This is a genomic window from Psychrobacter sp. P2G3 (assembly GCF_001593285.1).
Classification (GTDB): domain Bacteria; phylum Pseudomonadota; class Gammaproteobacteria; order Pseudomonadales; family Moraxellaceae; genus Psychrobacter.
The window spans coordinates 3,083,724-3,100,034 of record NZ_CP012529.1 but is presented as its reverse complement, the minus strand read 5'-3'; the positions used below and the strand labels follow the sequence as shown (position 1 = coordinate 3,100,034).

15 protein-coding genes and 1 pseudogene are annotated in these 16,311 nt (G+C 42.5%); 5 read left to right on the top strand and 11 right to left on the bottom strand.

What is annotated here, in order from left to right:
• Positions 1 to 43: 43 nt before the first annotated feature.
• A complete protein-coding gene (uvrC, locus tag AK823_RS12680) occupies positions 44 to 1,888 on the top strand; it encodes an excinuclease ABC subunit UvrC (protein WP_068329663.1) in 1,845 nt (614 codons plus the stop codon).
• 484 nt (positions 1,889 to 2,372) lie between these two features.
• Here the strand turns inward: uvrC and AK823_RS12675 are convergent, their stop codons facing one another.
• From AK823_RS12675 to lgt, 3 genes are all read right to left on the bottom strand, one after another.
• The gene (locus tag AK823_RS12675) at positions 2,373 to 2,942 is read right to left on the bottom strand and encodes a dihydrofolate reductase (RefSeq protein WP_068329660.1); all 570 of its coding nucleotides are present in this window, start codon (positions 2,940 to 2,942) and stop codon (positions 2,373 to 2,375) included.
• A gap of 49 nt (positions 2,943 to 2,991) precedes the next feature.
• Entirely contained in the window at positions 2,992 to 3,879 is an 888-nt protein-coding gene (locus tag AK823_RS12670) for a thymidylate synthase (RefSeq protein WP_068329658.1), read from the bottom strand.
• A gap of 91 nt (positions 3,880 to 3,970) precedes the next feature.
• Positions 3,971 to 4,855 carry a prolipoprotein diacylglyceryl transferase gene (lgt, locus tag AK823_RS12665; protein ID WP_068038320.1) on the bottom strand — a complete coding sequence of 295 codons (885 nt, stop codon included), beginning with the start codon at positions 4,853 to 4,855 and terminating at the stop codon, positions 3,971 to 3,973.
• 342 nt (positions 4,856 to 5,197) lie between these two features.
• Here lgt and AK823_RS12660 point away from each other — a divergent pair, with 342 nt between their 5' ends.
• Together AK823_RS12660 and AK823_RS12655 are read left to right on the top strand one after the other, a co-directional pair.
• Positions 5,198 to 6,856, top strand: coding sequence for a DUF4139 domain-containing protein (locus AK823_RS12660; protein WP_068329653.1), 1,659 nt, complete (start codon positions 5,198 to 5,200; stop codon positions 6,854 to 6,856).
• An 81-nt stretch (positions 6,857 to 6,937) separates the two neighbouring features.
• Complete coding sequence (locus AK823_RS12655; protein ID WP_068329651.1) at positions 6,938 to 7,759, top strand: NRDE family protein; 822 nt, start codon at positions 6,938 to 6,940, stop codon at positions 7,757 to 7,759.
• 78 nt (positions 7,760 to 7,837) lie between these two features.
• Here the strand turns inward: AK823_RS12655 and AK823_RS12650 are convergent, their stop codons facing one another.
• Positions 7,838 to 8,359 (bottom strand): RNA pyrophosphohydrolase, encoded by a 522-nt coding sequence (locus AK823_RS12650; RefSeq protein ID WP_068038310.1) that lies wholly within the window; start codon positions 8,357 to 8,359, stop codon positions 7,838 to 7,840.
• Positions 8,360 to 8,792: 433 nt separating this feature from the next.
• On the opposite strand from AK823_RS12650, the gene AK823_RS12645 reads away from it, so the two are divergent.
• Positions 8,793 to 9,206: an OsmC family protein gene (locus AK823_RS12645; protein WP_068038307.1), complete on the top strand. Its 414-nt coding sequence runs from the start codon at positions 8,793 to 8,795 to the stop codon at positions 9,204 to 9,206.
• A 14-nt stretch (positions 9,207 to 9,220) separates the two neighbouring features.
• Positions 9,221 to 9,646, top strand: a complete 426-nt coding sequence (locus AK823_RS12640) for an MAPEG family protein (RefSeq protein WP_068038304.1) — start codon at positions 9,221 to 9,223, stop codon at positions 9,644 to 9,646.
• 84 nt (positions 9,647 to 9,730) lie between these two features.
• Here AK823_RS12640 and AK823_RS12635 read toward each other — a convergent pair whose 3' ends face one another.
• From AK823_RS12635 to AK823_RS12605, 7 genes and pseudogenes are all read right to left on the bottom strand, one after another.
• Positions 9,731 to 10,735: a tRNA-dihydrouridine synthase family protein gene (locus AK823_RS12635; protein WP_068330345.1), complete on the bottom strand. Its 1,005-nt coding sequence runs from the start codon at positions 10,733 to 10,735 to the stop codon at positions 9,731 to 9,733.
• A gap of 108 nt (positions 10,736 to 10,843) precedes the next feature.
• On the bottom strand, positions 10,844 to 12,340 hold the full coding sequence (locus AK823_RS12630) for a UvrD-helicase domain-containing protein (RefSeq protein WP_068329649.1): 1,497 nt from the start codon (positions 12,338 to 12,340) through the stop codon (positions 10,844 to 10,846).
• A 257-nt stretch (positions 12,341 to 12,597) separates the two neighbouring features.
• Positions 12,598 to 13,458: a twin-arginine translocase subunit TatC gene (gene tatC, locus AK823_RS12625; protein ID WP_068038295.1), complete on the bottom strand. Its 861-nt coding sequence runs from the start codon at positions 13,456 to 13,458 to the stop codon at positions 12,598 to 12,600.
• Between the two features lie 608 nt (positions 13,459 to 14,066).
• A pseudogene (gene tatB / locus AK823_RS14360) lies at positions 14,067 to 14,336 on the bottom strand (Sec-independent protein translocase protein TatB); the annotation flags it as partial.
• A 70-nt stretch (positions 14,337 to 14,406) separates the two neighbouring features.
• The gene (gene tatA / locus AK823_RS12615; RefSeq protein ID WP_068038291.1) at positions 14,407 to 14,706 is read right to left on the bottom strand and encodes a Sec-independent protein translocase subunit TatA; all 300 of its coding nucleotides are present in this window, start codon (positions 14,704 to 14,706) and stop codon (positions 14,407 to 14,409) included.
• A 171-nt stretch (positions 14,707 to 14,877) separates the two neighbouring features.
• Positions 14,878 to 15,753, bottom strand: coding sequence for a bifunctional phosphoribosyl-AMP cyclohydrolase/phosphoribosyl-ATP diphosphatase HisIE (gene hisIE, locus AK823_RS12610; RefSeq protein ID WP_068329646.1), 876 nt, complete (start codon positions 15,751 to 15,753; stop codon positions 14,878 to 14,880).
• An 82-nt stretch (positions 15,754 to 15,835) separates the two neighbouring features.
• Positions 15,836 to 16,273, bottom strand: coding sequence for a thioesterase family protein (locus tag AK823_RS12605; RefSeq protein WP_068039514.1), 438 nt, complete (start codon positions 16,271 to 16,273; stop codon positions 15,836 to 15,838).
• Between the last annotated feature and the right edge of the window lie 38 nt (positions 16,274 to 16,311).

Sequence of the window (16,311 nt, the reverse complement as noted above, 5' to 3'; positions counted from 1 at the left end):
CCATAAACAGCTATATATCAGTATCTTGAGAGCAATAAATTCTATGGTTAACGTCTCAGAAACAAGCCCCGTCGATGATAAAAAAGCCCGTCTTAAGCATCTAATTAAACGTCTGCCAAATTTGCCAGGTGTCTATAAAATGCTGGGTAAAAATGGTGATATTTTATATGTGGGTAAAGCCAAGTCGCTTAAAAGCCGCGTCAACAGCTACTTCGCTAAGACGATTGACCACCCAAAGACACGGGCATTGGTGGCGCGGATTCATAACATTGAGACCATTATTACCCGTAGTGAGACCGAGGCATTACTGCTTGAGCAAAACTTGATTAAAGAGTACCGTCCGCCTTATAACGTACTATTGCGTGATGATAAATCTTACCTCTATGTGTTCATTTCAGCGGATAAACCTTATCCGAGACTGGCTTATGGACGCGGCAAAGGCAATCACCAAAAGGGTCGCTTCTTTGGGCCTTTCCCCTCTGCTCACGCGGCAAAAGAGACATTAGTTTTGATGCAAAAGATGTTTCAGATGCGCCAATGTACCAATACGTTTTTTAAGCAACGTAAGCGCCCTTGTCTGGAGTATCAAATTAAGCGTTGCCGTGCGCCTTGCGTGGGCTTGGTATCGCCAGAAGAATATGCAGAGGATGTAAATAATACCATTCGCTTTTTAAAAGGCGACTCTAGTGACATTCACAGCGCTTTGATTGAAAAAATGGAAGGTGCAGCCGAGGAATTAGACTTTGAAAAAGCAGTTTTTTATCGTGACCAGCTGTCTATGCTACGCGAAGTACAGGCAAAGCAAGCGGTTTATACCGTGCAGGGTGAGGCCGATGTGATTGCTATTGCTAGTCAGGCAGGTATGACCTGTGTCAACGTGTTGACCGTACGCGGTGGGCGCGTACTTGGTGGTAAAAATTACTTCCCTGATGTCGATAGTAGCGAGCCGCTCGCTGATAATTTATCCGCCTTTATTACCTCGTTTTATTTTCAGGTGACCGATGACTTACCAGTAGAGATTATATTGAGTCATGAGCTACCTGATCAGGTTGCGGTTAGTGAAGCATTGGCCAGCCATTTTGGTAGCAAAGTCGTCATTAAAACCAGTGTACGTGAACATCGTTCAGAATGGATGGACTTAGCCAAACTGAATACCAACAATGCGCTTAAGACTAAGCTGGGTGATTATTTAGAATTACATTCGCGCTTTGGCGCACTCAAAGACGTGCTGGCCGATGTTACTGACCGAACCATTGATCGGATTGAGTGTTTTGATATTTCCCATACCATGGGTGAGGCGACCATTGGTAGCTGCGTAGTCTTTGACCAAGGTGGCTCACGCCGACGCGATTACCGCCAGTATGCCATCCATGATATCCAAGGTGGGGATGACTACGCAGCGATGAAGCAAGTGCTAACACGCCGCTATAAAAAACAGCCATTACCTGACTTATTGCTTATTGATGGTGGTAAAGGTCAGCTGGGAATCGCTAAAGAAGTATTGACAGAGTTAGGTATTCTTAATGATACGTTGCTCATCAGCGTGGCAAAAGGTGAGGGTCGTAAGGCCGGACTTGAAGTATTGCACTTTATCGATCATGAGGCGCTTGATTTGCCAATGGATAGCAAGGCGTTGCATTTATTGATGCATATTCGCGATGAGGCCCATCGTTTTGCTATCACTGCGCACCGTAAGAAGCGCGATAAGCGCCGTTCATCGTCGGTGCTAGAAGTTATACCGGGGTTGGGAGAAAAGCGTCGTCGTGACTTGCTGAATCATTTTGGCGGTATGCAGCAGTTGCTTGGCGCATCTCAACAAGAGCTGGCAGGCGTGCAAGGGATTGGTCCGGTATTAGCGAAAACCGTTTATAAAGTGCTGCATGAATAAGTGAGTTTTCCATAGAAAAATGACAACAGCCTAAGACTATTGTCATTTCAAAACTAATAATGAACAATTAAAAGCTTCTAATCGTTAAAAATCGAAACTTAACTGTTGGTTTGGATAACTGCGGCAGTGCTCACAAACGCGCTCCCATCGATTAAATCTATATCTCCGATACCAACGTACGTGCACAGCTTTAGGATAACCGCATTGAATGGTCATTATGACCTCCATAATTATGATAATAATTTCACAACTATGAAGCACAGACATTTATTAGCATTTGCTATTCTCAGCATTTACTATAAAATATATAAACCCTGCAAGGTAAATAAACTTTATTAGTATGCTAACAACGGAGTCTAGCTCCATAGCTGTCTAATCTAAAAGTTTTTTTAAGCTCAGCAATTAATTTTGCTGAGCTTTTTTAATTTTGCATATTTGGTTTCTCCTCTGTAGTAATAAATAATCAACGTCACATCAAATGACATTAGCCTTCTTTTTTTCTATAAGTCGCAAATCTAAAATCTAACCCACTTTTCTCATCGTGCATCTGCTCAGATTCTGCTGACATTTCAAAGTCTTTTGGCAGCTCAGGATAAAAGGCATCGCCATCAGTAATTTCAGTATCTACATGAGTCAGCTCAATACGATCGGTATACATAAATGCTTCTCTAAAGACGCGCTCGCCACCAATCACGCAAATCGTATCAAGATGCGCACCGTGTGCGAGACTGGCTGCTTGCGTTAATGCGTCATCTAAATTATGTACGACATAAGCGTCATCACGGCCTTTGAGGCCTTTTTTCTCGGCATAATCTAGCTGCGTCGTAATGATAAAGCTAACACGATTTGGCAATGGCTTGCTGTTCATCGACTCAAAAGTCTTACGACCCATAATGACAATACCTTGAATATCGCCATCATTTGGTTTAGTCGTCATCTTTTTAAAATGCTGCAAATCTGCTGAGATATGCCACGGTAGCTCATTATCTTTGCCGATACAGCGATTGCTACTGATAGCAACGATTTGGGCAACTTCAGTATGGGCATAACTCATAATATATCCTTATTATTCTCATCAGAAAAATGGAGTAAAAAACAGATTTTTATACTGCTACTTTTGCTTTAATAGCAGGATGGGACTCATAACCATTAACGCTAATATCTTCATATTTGAAAGCGAAAATATCATCGACATCAGGGTTAAGTGTCAATGTTGGCAGCGTATAAAGCTCACGTGTCAGTTGCAGTTCAACTTGCTCACGGTGGTTTTGATAAATATGACAATCGCCACCCGTCCAGATAAATTCGCCAACTTCTAGTCCGCAAACTTGCGCGACCATATGAGTCAACAGCGCATAGCTAGCGATATTAAACGGCACACCTAGGAATAGATCTGCTGAGCGTTGATAAAGCTGGCATGACAGCTTATTGTCCGCGACAAAGAACTGGAACAGCGTGTGGCAAGGTGGCAAAGCGACTTGCTCTGCTTCACCTGGGTTCCAACCGGAGACGATTAAGCGTCTGGAATTGGGGTTGGTCTTTATTTGCTCAACGACTTGGGTGATTTGATCGAAGCCGTCGTTATTATAGCGACCATCTTCGTTTTTAGTAGCACCATAGTTACGCCATTGATGACCGTAAACTGGCCCTAAATCCCCAGCAGGACGATTGAAGCGCGCCGTTTGCTCTGCCGTTGCCCATTCATTCCAAATACGCACACCGTTCTCTTGCAAGTAATCGACGTGGGTACTACCGCTTAAAAACCATAATAGCTCATAGACGATAGATTTGAAATGCACTTTTTTGGTGGTCAATAATGGAAATCCTGACGCTAAGTCAAAACGCAGCTGCGCGCCAAAGTGGCTTAGCGTACCCGTACCAGTACGATCGCCTTTTTCAGTACCTTCACTGATAACCTGACGCAGCAAATCCAAGTAGGCTTGCTCGTTTTTACTCTGTTTGTTGTTACTAATGGAGTTGCTAGTGCTCATAAAATTGCTCTTCTACGCTGTCAAAACGTATTTTTAATATAGCTCTTAACATAGTGCTTGATGCAAAGTGCTGCTTTATACAAGATGGTGCTTAATAAGCTGCTTGCTTACCCCAATCATAGATGCCACGCTTGTAAGCATAAATCAGTAGGATAAAGCCAAGGATAATCATTGGTGCGCTTAATATTTGTCCTTTAGTCATCCAACCTAACAACACAAACCCTTGATCTGCATCTGGTTGACGGAAGAACTCAATGATAAAGCGACTGATACCATAGCCTAACAAGAATACAGCGGTTGCGGCCATACGCGGACGTGGCTTCGATGAATACCACCATAAGAATATAAACAATAACAGTCCTTCTGCAAAAGCTTCGTATAACTGCGACGGATGACGCGGTAATAAGTATTGCCCATTAACTTCAGTCATCAGCTCTTGTAACTGTGGATTGTCCTGTAGTTGCTGCATATCAAAGGCGGCAGCTTGCGGGAAATAAGTCAACCAGTTATAACCGCCGTCAGAGACGCGTCCCCATAGCTCACCATTGATGTAGTTACCGATGCGACCAAACAGTAAGCCAGTTGGGACACAAGGGACCACGAAGTCGAATACTTCAAAAGCGCTCTTTTTATATTTGCGTGCAAAGAACCACATGCCGAGCATTACGCCGATGAAGCCGCCGTGGAATGACATACCACCTTCCCAAACTTTGAGAAGATACGCTGGGTTTTGCAACAGCTCGCCAAATTGATAAAACAATACATAACCGACACGGCCACCTAAGATGACACCAAGCGCGCCGTAAAATACCAAGTCAGAAACCATATCGGTTGACCAAGTGTCACGTTTGGTACTGCGATACCAAGCTAGACCATAAGCCGCGGCAAATGCTAATAAATACATTAGGCCATACCAGTGCACTTCTACTGGACCCAAGGACAGCGCCACGGGATCATACTGAGGATGAATCTTCATAAGGGCATCATAATTATTGATAATAGAATGAGGGTCATAATAGCAAAAATAGCTACTTAGGCATACCAAATTACCGTCATCCTAGTTTCATCGTAACAACTTATCTGCCGCTGGTAACATCTAGAAAGAAAGACAGAAAACCGCTAAGATATAAAACTGGGTTTAGAATAAGGCTTACAATAAACACTGCATAAAACAATCGAACAAGAGCACTTTTTAAGAACAATAATTTAATGACAATAATAAGTATATTAAATAAGTCATTTTTACATAGCGTCAGATCACGTAGGCTTGCGCTAACCAGCGATGTTAATGGATTAATGTTATTTTTAAGGAATTATTATGCGCGCTTACTTTTTAACAGCACCAGTTTCGAGTGATAAAAATTATTCAAAAAAAACGAGCAAGTTGGTATTAAAGCAGCTCATGACACCGCTAAGTCTAGTTAGCCTGGCAGCTTTAAGTGTCTCTCCTGCTCAAGCTGTCATGAGTAGTGTTGAACAAGTTACCATTTATCAAGGTTTAGCAAGTGTGACTCGTACGTTGCCAATCAGTGGCAAGGGTGAGCAGACGCTGATATTTTCGTGTTTATCACCGTCTATTGATCAAGATAGTGTCAGCGTGCAGGTACTTGGCAATGTAAATGTCGGTGAAGTCAGTATTGAAGCTTTAAGCGGTGAGCAAGCAGCACAATGTCAGTACCAAGGTGATGCAAAAGTGCAGGCGCAACAGGCTACCTTAGCCGATATCAACGCTGAGTTAGAAGCGGCACGCTTAGCCAAAGCGTACTTGCAAAATCTGACCAAAGTCACGCAAATAAGTACGGATGGTACATTGGCGAACAATGCGCGTGATTTAGAAACGCAAGCGGCAAGCATTAATAAAAGAATTTTGAATATTCAGCAGCGCCAAGCTCGCGCGCAAGATATACTTAATCAGCTGATGGCAGGTAGCTTAACCTCAACAAGTAATAGTGTGACGCAAGTAAGTGTGCGTACCGCCAGCCGCATGCCAAGCTCAGTAAAGTTGCATTACCAAGTACGCGGCGCAGGTTGGGAGCCAACTTATCAAGCACGCTTAAATACTGAGAGTAAGCAGCTTAGTATCACGGCCTCCGCCGTCATCGCCCAACAAACGGGAGAGAATTGGACCAACGTACCTGTTACTTTGAGTACCATTAATCCCAATCAAAACACCACTAGTCAGCTGCCAAGAGTACCGCTCTTATCTTTATATGAAGAGCGTCAAAATGAATTGGTTAGATATACGCCAGCTGCTATGGAGGCTACTCCAGTGGTAGTCTCTGCAAGAGATAGCTATAGTGGCGGCGAGTCTGCCACAAATACGGCACCGCTGCCGAGCTTTACTGTTAATAGCCAAAATAAAAACGGCATTACCGAATATCGTTTGCCGCAGCGCATCAGCATTCCAAGTGACGGTAGACGGGTACGGACGGTGATTGATGAGCAATCTGGTAATAGTAAGCTTTGGCTACGCAGTACACCAAGCGTCGAGCAAACGGCTTATTGGTATGCATCAGCGCCGTTTTTGACTCCAGCTTGGGTTGATGGTTCACTACAGTTATATCGCGATGATAACTATGTTGGACAGTCGCGTTATAGCTATCAATCGCTAAAAGAACAGGGCATTGGTTTTGGGGTTGATCCTAATATGCTAGTGAAGCAGTTGACCGATGAAGACAAACAAGGTGATAAAGGAGTATTTAATCGTTTGCAAACTTTGACGACCAAACAAGCTTATCAGTTTACCAATCAGCACAACCGTGGCATGCGCTTGCAAGTTTTAAGCGCTCAGCCTGTCAGCCGTGATGACAGTATTAAAGTTATAGCAACCCATACTCCACCTGTTACTAAGCAGGATTGGAATGACAGTAAAGGCATAGTCGCTTGGGAGTTTGATTTGCCGAGTAAGCAATCACAAGTGGTACAGTCTACTTATCAAATTAGCTACCCTGCCGATAAGAAGCTAAACACCAATTAGTTATCAAAAAAATGTAAAATAACAATCGCGCTAAATGATAGTCGCGTGACAACTGTAAACCTTAAAACATAAAGGAATTCTATGTGCATCGTCGCCATTGCTTGGCAGCTATTTGATGAATTGCCACTAGTACTATTGTCTAATCGCGATGAGTTTTTGCAGCGTCCAACCGAAGAGCTGCATCAGTGGTCTGATAAACCTATCTATGCTGGACGCGATAGCCAAAGTGGTGGCACTTGGTTGGGTATTCATCAAGAGCAGCATACCGATTTTTATGAGCAAAACGGACGCTGGGCCGCCGTACTGAACTTTCGCGATGGTGTGCAGGCGAGTTTGGATGAACGCTCACGTGGCGCACTCGTCACTGATTTTTTGACCAGTAATATAAGTCCAATGGATTTTGCACGGCAAATCAGCTTGCAAGACTACGCGGGCTTTAACCTTATTATTGGTGATACCACGCAGGCTGTCATTGTCAATAATCGCGGTCATGCACCAACCCCATTGTATGCAGGATTGCATGTCCTCTCTAACGGTCAGCCAGAAGACAGCTGGTTTAAGACTGACCGTTTGCGTGGTCGGCTACGTCAAGAAGTACTGCCGCTAATTGCAGAAAATAACTCGCTTGAGTACTGGCGAGACGCTGCCTTCACTGTGTTGTCAGACAACATTCCAGCGCCAGCGGACAAACTACCCGATACTGGTATTGCTGTTGAGATTGAACAAAGACTATCATCTGTCTATATTGAGCCTGTAGATCTGACAGGGCCTGAGGATGGAGTAATACCAAATTATGGCACTCGCACCCAAAGTATTTTAACGCTACGTAATGATATTAAAGATGCAAAAGTTACTGCTGAGATTATAAGTTGTGAATTTAATGATCATTCAAATACGCAATAAAAAATGCTTATATTAGTATCTAAATTTTCTAGATATTAATATAAGCATCCGTAATGCGTTTTGCATTAAGCTGTTTATTTATTCCATCAACAAATGGTTATCTTGTTCAGGAATAATTAGCTCTTGTCTGAGGGGTAACTCGCGTGCTAACTCTTGCAAAGCACGACGATATACCCCGCGTTTAAAGTGAATCACCTGCCCAAGTGGATACCAATAGCTTACCCATTGCCAGTGATCAAATTCAGGTTTACCCGCATCAAAGCGAATATGTTGCGCGTTCGGCTCATCTAAGCGCAGCAAAAACCATTTTTGTTTTTGCCCAATACACAGTGGATATTGTCCATGGCGCACGTAGCGTTTTGGCAAACGGTAACGCAACCAATCTTGCGTAACTGCCAATAAATCTACGTGACGAGGATATAATCCGACCTCTTCCCAGAGCTCCCGATACATTGCATCCATCGGCGTCTCCCCGCGGTCGATACCGCCTTGCGGGAACTGCCAAGCGTTGTGACCAATACGTTTCGCCCACAGAACTTGCCCCTGTGTATTTGCCAAGATGATGCCGACATTGGCGCGAAAGCCGTCTGCATCTATCATAAACAAACCCTTAAAATTGTTTAAAAATAGCTTATCTGAATAGCATAAAAATACGACAATCATAATTATTATTGGGTGAATGGTATATTCACACTAATAAAATAAGCTTCATTACCATCATTAAACCAAGAAACAGCCTAAATGTGTAACAGTATTTTGCTATAAAATGTTTCACGAATTTAAATGTTTAAAATCAGCGACTTAGAAAAGCTGTTTTGGAAGCAAGCTGAAAAGATCAAAATGATAAATAGGGAAGCAACGAAGCCTAGCTATTTTGTCATATCAGTTATTATCTAGAAGCGTTTGATGTGAGTGACAGATAGTCTATAAAACCTTGTTTTGGCCTATGCTACACTAACCAAGTATTGTTAATATTACTCACTATAAAAATAGTTAATTGATTCAATCAAAACTTATAAAAGGACAATGAACAATGTCAGAGTCAAAAGCGAGCGTTACGTGGCAAGAAAATAAAGCCTTTATGGGCGTGTCACCATCAGGGCATAACGTACAGATTGATGCCGATAAAGAAAAAGGTGCCAGCCCGATGGAGTTGATATTGTTGGGGCTTGGTGGTTGTGCCAGTTATGACGTTGTAGCAATTTTGCAAAAGTCGCGTCAGGAAGTGACGGACGTGCGCTGTGAGTTGACAGCACAACGCGCCGAGACTGTACCAGCCGTATATACTGATATTCATATGCATTTCATAGTGACAGGGCAAGACATCAAAGATAAACAAGTTGAAAAGGCTATTCATTTATCAGCAGAAAAATACTGCTCAGCCAGTCGCATGTTGGTACAAGGCGGGGTAAATGTTACTCATGATTTTGAAGTCATTGCAGGGTAAAGGTAGAGATAATTATGAGTGCACTATTTGGATTAATTCCTGATACCGTTGCAGCCGCAATTTGGGCGATGGTGGTTGCAAGTTTGCTACCGTTAGCCATGGCGTTAACAGCGAAAGCCATTGGTGGTTTTAGATTGGCTGACAATGCACATCCGCGTGATTTTTTACAACGTACGACAGGGGCAGCAGCACGCGCTAATGCAGCCCAGCAAAATAGCTATGAAACCTTGCCAGTATTTTTGGCAGCGGTATTAGTTGCGATGTTGTTCTTTGTCCCACAATCGATTATCAATACACTGGCATGGTTATACGTGCTGATTCGTATTGGCTATGGGTTGGCCTACATTGTCAACTTATCGATGTTTCGTTCAGTGCTTTGGGTATTATCAATTGTGTGCTGTTTGATGCTGTTTTATTTGGCGATTCGGATTAGTGCTTAGTTTTGTAGCTGTTAGTTTTGCAGCTATCTAAGCAACTTTACAGTTTTAAGAAGCTTTAAAATTATTTAAAGTAAAAGTGGCTATTTATGGCTGTGCACTAGTCTGTAGGGCAGTAATAATAGTCGCTTTATTTTTTTCTCTTTTAATGCTTTCCCATAATACTTGCGCTTCGCTGTACCCTTTAGTGAGCATGCCAAGCCATTGCTTATAACGACCGACTAATACGATGTCATTTTTGGCTTGCCCTTCTAAAAATTTAATTTGATGGGGTATCAATGCCTGCCAAGTCAAAGTCTTAGTATCTGTCATAGAGCTGTCTACCAAATCATTGATACTCTTAGATCCGTCTACACGCGCAATCAAATCTGGACGTGTGACTGCGCCGCGCCCTAACATGAGATGTGAAGTGCCCGCTTGCTGCATACAAGACTGTGCTTGCTCAGCGGTCCATATTTCACCGTTGGCAATCACTGGAATCTTGAGCTTATTAAATGCTTCGATTTTATCCCAATAGGCAGGCGGCTTATAGCCTTGAGTCTTGGTACGGGCATGAATAGTTAACCAATCTGCACCGCTGTCAGCGATAGCACCCCTAATATCATCCATCTTACTGGTGTTGGTATAACCCAAACGAATTTTAGCAGATACTGGAATATGAGCCGGCACGGCTTTGCGCACAGCACTGATAATCTCATACATGACTTCTGGCTCATCCAACAGCACAGAGCCGCCTCGATGATTATTAACAGTCTTCGCAGGGCAACCAAAATTGATATCGATAGCAGGCGCACCAAGCTCACAGGCAAAAGCTGCGCATTCGGCCATCAACTGCGCTTCACTACCCAGTAGCTGGACGTGAATAGGTGTGCCAGATTCGGTCTTGGCATCATGATGAAGTTCTGGCACATATTTATAAAACACATGAGCTGGCAAGACATGCTGGGTAACACGAATAAACTCGCTGACTGACCAATCATAAGGACGGCCTAAGTCTGCTGCAATTTGGGTCAAAATTTGGCGCATTAGCGGATCGCTCAAGCCTTCCATTGGAGCCAGAAGGCGCACCGGATGTTCAAACAGTTGCTGCATATGGTTGTGTTGATTTAACAAATTAGTCTGTTTATTGTCATTATTCATTGGCAATTAATCATTATTAGAAGTAAGTCGAGCAAAAATATTAAAATCTAGTAAGGCCAATTAAGTCCCATAAATCACTTTTTTACCCGTTTGTAATCCTGATATTAAGTCTTGAATGTTGTGAATATCCAAATTGGCCTGAGCACGTGTACAAGCGACATACAATAAGCGCAATTCTTCAGGATTAATTTTTATGCCATTAGTAGTGACATCATAATAAAAGTCATCATCGAGCTGGACGCGCGACCATTCAAGCCCTTTCGCTTTGTGAGCGGTTGAGATGACATAATCGGCATTTTCGATACTGGTCAGGCTATTCACCGCTTGACTGAGCACATTGGTCCCATGGTCATCGACCAGTTTAACCAGCGTTTTTAGATCACTACCTTCATTGGTTTCAGAATACTCTTGCACATCACTCCAGTTATAGAAGTATGCCAGTTCGGGTACGCCATACGCCGATTTACCATTTTTTAAGTTTTCGGCTGCTTGGCAGAACTTGAGCATGCGATCAGTATCAGCTTGTAGCGCCACGCGGTGACCGAGTTTAAGCCCAGTTAGTAGCTGCGCCATAGCAGCAGCATTGGTGCGGCAAAGGATAGCGTCTTTCTTACTGTGCACCATACCCTTTTCAGTAGAGGACTTCTTGTGAGGATTTCCTTTAAGCGGGACGTCTTCTTGCAATGCTTTTAGCAGGGTATTAGCAACTTCTGCAATCGGTTCACCAAAGCGAAAGGATTGGGTCAATAAAGTTTGCGGCAACGGTAGCTTTTTCATCGCATTGACGGCGCCGCGCCACTCATAAATTTGCTGATGAGCATCACCCACATAGATGACCTGCCTTGGCTGCTGAGTCAAGATTCCCATCATTAAGGGGTCGGCATCTTGCGCTTCATCAAATAGAATAAAGTCCGCAGGAATGCTAGGTTTAGACAATGCCCATAACTTTAGATAAATATCATGACCGATACCTGCCGGATGGCGTGCATCAATAGACTGCAACCAGCGCTGTTCAACGGCAGGGTAGAGCATTTCGCGCAGCTGCTCTGCGTCGGATTCATCGAGCCAGCTTGGAAACAAAATATGTCTTGGTGCAGGGTAGCTGGCATGAGTACTACAGAAATTGCTAACTGCGTCACTAACGAATCGCGCCAATCTGGCAGGCGTGAGGGTAATGTATTTATTAATCCCATCCATTTGCCTGCGTACTTGTACGGGTTGCAAGCCTAGATCATCACCAAGGCGCTTAGGTGAAAAGCGTGGTAACGATAACTTAGCCGTAATATCACGAGCAACGTGCCGATAAGCGAGCGAATGAAAGGTACGACACTCTACATGCGGTGGGAACTTTTGCCGCGCATCGTTGGCAATGGTTTTATTGAATGCTAAATACAAGCCACGTCCACGCAGACGCTCACCAATAAGTTTTAGCGTCGTTGTTTTACCGGCACCTGCATAGGCGACTACTTTAAATGACTTGTGATCCATCGCCATATTAAGCGCGCTCAGCTGTTCATCAGTGGGATCGCTCATATAAGCTGGCATAGATGCGGACATAAAAAAGCTACCTAAAGTACAAAAAGTGATTAAAAACAACTGGGGTAAAAAAAGCCACTGGATCAACAATGGCTGGCTGGCAATTCAATTATGATAACAAATGAATGGAGATATGTATGAAAGGCGGGTAGATAATTGATGTATCGTCAGTTCATTCTGACTTAAATACAATATCAGATTTGTGCAGCTTGCTACTTATAATCTTTTATTATTTTCATGTTATTTACAATAGATATAGTTAAAATAATACTAGCAAACTAGTCATCGTCAGATGATAAGGCTGCATTTTTATCTTCTTTAATTAATATTTTTGCTAATAATAAACCCAACTCAAACAATAACCACATAGGAATCGCCAGCATCAGCATGGACACACCATCAGGTGGTGTTACTACCGCTGCCACTGCAAAACAGCCAACGATAATATAGCGTCGCTTATCTTCTAAACCCTGAATGGAGACGATGCCAACCAATATCAATAGTAAGGTGACAACAGGAATCTCAAACGTCAATCCAAATACCATGAACAGCTTTAAAGCGAAACTCAAATAACTGTCGATATCAGTCATCGGCAGTACGTTTTGCGGGGCGAACATAATAAAGAACTTCAAAACCCCTTTGAGCACGATAAAATAAGAAAAAGCTACGCCGGTATAAAATAAAAAGATAGAGGATGACAGGACAGGTATGGCAATTTTTTTCTCTTTCTTATATAAACCTGGCGCTACAAATGACCAAATTTGATAAAGAATATAGGGCATGGCTACGAATGCGGCCACAAATACAGTCAGACGTATCGGGGCCATAAAGTTAGAGGTAATATCTGTCGCAATCATGGTCGAATTAGCGGGTAGCTGGGCGACCAATGGATCTGATAAAAAGTTATATAGCTCGCGTGAGAACCCTACCAATGCTAAAAATATTATTAATATCGCTACGCAGATTTTGATTAAATGGGTACGCAGCTCTATCAAGTGCTCAGTAATGGGCATATCGATTAGCTTACTTAACATGTCATCAGAACTGCTATCAGGTGCGACATCTGCTTGCTCCTGCGCGCTATCTTCAGTCTCCGCTATTTTTTCTTGCCGACTTTTTTGCCGTTTAAATAAGCTCATTTAGGCGTCTCCTGTTTGATTAACGAGGAGGGCATAGTCAATTTATTTTGGTCTACATCATCATCAGAGGTATTATCCGATGAATAGCTTTCTGATAGCTCGAGTTCAGCTTGGATAGATTCCAGCTCTTCGTCGATAGGCTCCATCTTTTCATCTAAGCCATGATGCGAAAAGTTAGAATGTGAAAAACCATCATTCAATAGAGTGTCTGCTTTATAATTAGGCAGATATGGAGGTGCAGGTAGGCGGTGCGCTTTATCATAAGCACTAAGACGGAACCACATATTTTCCCATGGTCTAGTGATAAAACGATGCGGAATATTGTTAGAAGTAGCTAAAGGGTCTGAGGCGTATTTTTTGGGATCATCAAAATTTGAATCATCAAAATCTTCATCGTCATAAATATTAGATAAGTCTCTTAACTCTTCATCCTGCTCATAATTATAATCATAAGCAAATTCTGTTGGCGTACTTGATGTTATAGAAGCTTCTGCCTCCAACTTATCAATCGTGTTTTGTTTCTGAGCGTCTTGGCTCTGATAATGATTTGAATTAGAGTTCTTTGGTTTGTTGATAGCATCCATACTTTGATGTTGCGAATATTCAAACTCTTGCATACTACCGCGCAATTCTGCCATTTCGCGCTTCATATCTGCTTCAGTTTGGCGGATTTTAGCAAGCTCGTCTTGCATCTGTTTGCGAGTCTCAGCCAAGTCAAGCTCAGCCTCTATTTCAGATTGCAGCGTTGAGACTGTACGACGCAATTTGGCATACCATTGCCCAGCAGTCCGTGCAGCCTGAGGCAGCTTTTCTGGACCTAATACAATTAAGGCAATGACGCCAAACAAGAGTAATTCAGAAAATCCGATATCAAACATAACTGTCAAATATATTCGTCAACATTCTATTCAACGACGCTGTTTATAAGTAATTTATAGACGACGCGTATCATACCTTATGCTTATCATTAGAGGTAGTAGGACTGATTTCTATATCATCAACCTTAGTACCGGTCTGCGAATTTGCCGAAGTATTATTCAATTCGGTATCTGATTTAGACACACTAGCATCATGATCAAGAACGCGACGCTTACGCGCATGTTCCGTCTCTTCATCTTTAACGGCTTCTTTAAAACCTTTTACTGCGCCGCCCAAATCTTTGCCAGCGTTTCTGAGTTTGGAGGTGCCAAATACGACAACCACCACAACCAGTAAAATCAGCCAATGGGTAATGGAAAAACTGCCCATAACGGTATCCTTATGTCTTGATAAAACCAATATATATGGTATCACTTGAAACTTACTAGCCGAACGATAAAATGTTTCGGACACGTAAGATTTAAGTCATTAAGGCTACATTATAACGCGCACAGATGACAAAAAGTTGAAAACAACAATAATTACACAAGCTTATTTCATCTACGGCTGTCTTGCGGCTTTCTCATCAATACCTGATAGCCCGAAACGTCGTCCTAGCTCATTTAGTACCGCATCGGACTCTATATCGAACCACGCTAATCCTACTAAAGTATGAAACCAGACATCCGCTACCTCATAAATTAATTCATGACGTGCAGCATCGTACTGCGCCTTGTCTGTAAGCTCATTACAGCTAGCAAAGTCTTTGGCGGCAATGATACTTTCGGTAGCTTCTTCACCTACTTTTTCTAAAATTTTATTAAGACCATGAGCATATAAACTGGCCACATAAGAGCTGTCTGCTGCTGCCTGTTTACGCTCAGCCAACACACGGTCAAGCTGTGGCAATATAGTCGTATTAACATCTTTGTTTGCTTGATTATTGCTGTTGATAAGATCTTTTTGACGAATAGAACTATTTACATTATTTTCGTCCGTACTGTTATGTAAACTAGAATCTAAATCACTTTTATCGGATTTATAAATGTCAGCCGGATCTTTTAGTATTGGATCTACTGTTTGCCAGACTGGCTCTGAGCCTGATACATCTAAACGTTGATAGAAACAAGATTCGCGCCCTGTATGACAGGCTATACCGCCAATCTGAGTAACACTTAGCACTATCACATCTGCATCACAGTCTAGACGAATATCATGCACCTGTTGAGTATGACCTGAGGTCTCGCCTTTATGCCAGAGCTGATTACGTGAGCGTGAAAAATAGACCGCTGTTTGCGTTTGTGCGGTTAGTTGTAGAGACTCAGCATTCATCCATGCCATCATCAAAATGCGTCCTGTCTCATGATCTTGTGCAATCGCAGGGATGAGTCCATCGGTGTTAAAGCTTACAGTAGTCAGCCAAGCAGGTATGGTCATAATCTGTCTTCTTATAAAGGTTAGGTTGCAGAGAAGTAGCAGAGATGAGGCCTAAGAAGCTAACACTATTGATCAATAATGGCTAAAATGGCTTCTGCTCCAAGGCCTCTTTGATATCATTATGAAATGATATAGCTTTATTCGATCGATAGTCATATTGAATAAAGCGTTTACGCGCTTTTGCTACTAGTGAGCCATCATACATACGAGTCACTTTAATAGCCATATCGCCACTCTTATCAGATATCTGCTCTACGCCCAATTCAAATAACAGCTCTTCACGAGCGCGAACGCGACTAACAACCTTCAGTTGTAAATCACTAATAATCAATCCTTGATAATCTGAATTGATCTCTTTTATACCTTTAGAGTATAAAAAACGCGCCCGTGCTTCAGCCAATAGTGTAATAAGAGATTCTAACGTCAAATGCTGGCCGACATCAATCTCTGTATTGCGTACACGCATAACTGTCTCAAAGACAAAAACATCATCATTGAATTCTAACTCTTGGTCTGTCAACGTCATCTCCTATATGAATTATCAGAACGTCTCAGACG

Bases quoted from the DNA above. Each gene is read 5' to 3' on its own strand.
- AK823_RS12675 (WP_068329660.1), bottom strand. From the start codon at position 2,942: ATGAGTTATGCCCATACTGAAGTTGCCCAAATCGTTGCTATCAGTAGC.
- tatC (WP_068038295.1), bottom strand. From the start codon at position 13,458: ATGAGCTTATTTAAACGGCAAAAAAGTCGGCAAGAAAAAATAGCGGAG.
- AK823_RS12635 (WP_068330345.1), bottom strand. From the start codon at position 10,735: ATGCAGCAACTGTTTGAACATCCGGTGCGCCTTCTGGCTCCAATGGAA.
- AK823_RS12660 (WP_068329653.1), top strand. From the start codon at position 5,198: ATGCGCGCTTACTTTTTAACAGCACCAGTTTCGAGTGATAAAAATTAT.
- tatA (WP_068038291.1), bottom strand. From the start codon at position 14,706: ATGGGCAGTTTTTCCATTACCCATTGGCTGATTTTACTGGTTGTGGTG.
- AK823_RS12650 (WP_068038310.1), bottom strand. From the start codon at position 8,359: ATGATAGATGCAGACGGCTTTCGCGCCAATGTCGGCATCATCTTGGCA.
- AK823_RS12640 (WP_068038304.1), top strand. From the start codon at position 9,221: ATGAGTGCACTATTTGGATTAATTCCTGATACCGTTGCAGCCGCAATT.
- AK823_RS12630 (WP_068329649.1), bottom strand. From the start codon at position 12,340: ATGTCCGCATCTATGCCAGCTTATATGAGCGATCCCACTGATGAACAG.
- AK823_RS12655 (WP_068329651.1), top strand. From the start codon at position 6,938: ATGTGCATCGTCGCCATTGCTTGGCAGCTATTTGATGAATTGCCACTA.
- hisIE (WP_068329646.1), bottom strand. From the start codon at position 15,753: ATGACCATACCTGCTTGGCTGACTACTGTAAGCTTTAACACCGATGGA.
- AK823_RS12645 (WP_068038307.1), top strand. From the start codon at position 8,793: ATGTCAGAGTCAAAAGCGAGCGTTACGTGGCAAGAAAATAAAGCCTTT.
- AK823_RS12670 (WP_068329658.1), bottom strand. From the start codon at position 3,879: ATGAGCACTAGCAACTCCATTAGTAACAACAAACAGAGTAAAAACGAG.
- uvrC (WP_068329663.1), top strand. From the start codon at position 44: ATGGTTAACGTCTCAGAAACAAGCCCCGTCGATGATAAAAAAGCCCGT.
- lgt (WP_068038320.1), bottom strand. From the start codon at position 4,855: ATGAAGATTCATCCTCAGTATGATCCCGTGGCGCTGTCCTTGGGTCCA.